The 2,120-nt window shown below is 45.9% G+C and carries 1 protein-coding gene and 1 pseudogene; both read left to right on the top strand.

All coding sequences use genetic code 11. The features are described 5' to 3' along the window. A pseudogene (locus tag DZ54_RS23760) lies at nucleotides 1–988 on the top strand (DUF2235 domain-containing protein); the annotation flags it as partial. Further along, a complete protein-coding gene (locus DZ54_RS22460) occupies nucleotides 961–1,971 on the top strand; it encodes a T6SS phospholipase effector Tle1-like catalytic domain-containing protein (protein WP_081721691.1) in 1,011 nt (336 codons plus the stop codon). The pseudogene DZ54_RS23760 and the gene DZ54_RS22460, both read left to right, overlap by 28 nt. Nucleotides 1,972–2,120 lie beyond the last annotated feature (149 nt).

Here is a 2,120-nt window from a genome sequence, read left to right as displayed (position 1 = left end):
GGTCGAAGACCAGCACCTCGTCTATCTCAAAGAAGCCATTACACGTGACGAACTCGATAGCGTAGACGATGAATGGCTGGAAGAAAACGGCGTTGAACTGTCTATCAGTGAATTACTCGCCGCGCCCAAGCAAGCGGTTGCTAAACGAGCTGAGCCCTCTGAAAAGGATGCCGATAAGCGTGATGAGCCCACGCCACCGACGACGCATACGGTTAAAGCTGACCCAGCCACCCGCCAACGCGAATTATGGCCCGATATTGCCGCACAATACGGTTTATCCGCCAAGCAGCTGTTGGAATTAAACCCGCAGTATGATGCTAATCCGATGGCGTTAGCCGTGGGTGATCGTCTAACGGTCAGTCAGCCGGCGGCGAAAAAGCAGGCTCAAGTGGCTTCTTTTGGCTTACCGCCCATATCGCCAACCTGGTTTAATCACCCATTAAATATGTTTTACGACTACAGCGAGCGTTGTTTACTTAATTCCGCGGTTAAAGCCATCAGCAATGAAAAAACGGTCGAAAAAGAGCTTCCAGTCGTCAACCTAAAACGAGAGCGAACATTGCGTATAGGCGTTTTCTTTGATGGTACGGGGCAAAATAGTCCTAATGATGAATACAAAGAGACGTATGGCAACAAGTCGCGTACCAATATTGCTCGCCTATTTGAAGCGTATCCTGAACAAGATGGCCAATCAGCCAAAATCTATGTACCTGGGGTAGGCACAGTGGATGATATTCCCATTATCCCCGGAGAGCGTAATCCTATTATTGATGCCGGTGGTGATGAAAAGCTCTTCCCTGGACAAGCTTTTGGCGTATTTGATGACACCGGTGGATTGTGGAAATGGCAAGGACTGTTAAAACGTCTAAATCAAATTATTGGTCAATTAATGGATGATGGCGAATATCATAAAATCAATCACATTCAGTTTGATGTGTTTGGGTTCAGCGCGGTGCCGCATTGGCGAGGCATTTTGTCAATGCACTAGAGGTCGGCTTTCCTGACTATAGCAATCCCGAAAGAAGCACCAATCCGAGCGAGATTTATCCAAACTTGCTGGGTAATGAGAGCTATAAACGGTTTGATTCCCTATCCGATGAATTTTATGCGGTAGATACTCAACGCCGTATTTCTGTTCGTTTTGTGGGCCTTTTTGATACCGTGGGCTCATTTTATATGCCCGGTAACAATGATGAGGGGGAATATAAGCTTGGCCTCAAACCAAATGTGGCAGAAAAAGTATTCCAGATTTGTGCACAGCATGAGTACCGTGAAAACTTTCCATTAACCTCGTTAGGGAAAGGCCACACCGAAGTGGTTGCCTTCAGTGACGGTATTTTCTGTCAAGAAGTCTTCCCCGGCTGTCACACCGATATTGGCGGTGGCTACCCATCTAAAAACCAATATGGAAGGACAGACCTACCAGCACGCCTCAACCAACCTGTAGACTCCACTTATCATAGAAAGCTTACCCACAAAACATCACTTTATGATAAGTATCAATCTGATATTCAAAAATTTAAATCAGCCCATGAACTTGCCGCTTATGCCCAACAGAAGCTTGCACAAGAGAATCTAGCTTGGCAACAACAAACGCGAGAAGAGCACGGTATTCATGGTGAAGTTAAGCTCGTCAACGGTGAGCTACATTACTACCATTTTATCCCAACCAGCAATGCACTGGCAGGGCTCACTTTTGAGCGGATGAAACAGCAAGCTGAAAAACAGGGGGTTATTTGGGATACGGATGCTTTAAACAAGCTAAAATCTGAACCCTTCGATGAGCATGATGACTCATTTATAACGCGTATGTGGTCGTCTATGAAAAAGCTTCCATCAGGCTCCATTCACAATCAGTGGAAAAAAGATGAAGCAGTTTTATCTCGAGAATATATTCATCGCCCCCATGATGCACTTATAAATCCCGGTTACGAAAGTGCAATCGAGAGGTTCGTTAACGCATTGTATTGAGCGACAATTACGGTGGCCGGTCTAGCGACAATTATCTTGGCCGGTTGGTCTGATAAGGTTCGGTACAGCAGAACGGAGGGAGTTCACTGTGCCGGGAACACGAATCACGGATCAACAGGTCACTATCTATATGACTCATAGAAAACGAA

The organism is Salinivibrio socompensis S35 (assembly GCF_000513715.1).
GTDB classification, from domain to species: domain Bacteria; phylum Pseudomonadota; class Gammaproteobacteria; order Enterobacterales; family Vibrionaceae; genus Salinivibrio; species Salinivibrio socompensis.
The sequence above is the reverse complement of the archived record's forward strand: the minus strand, read 5'-3'. Positions and strand labels throughout refer to the sequence as shown.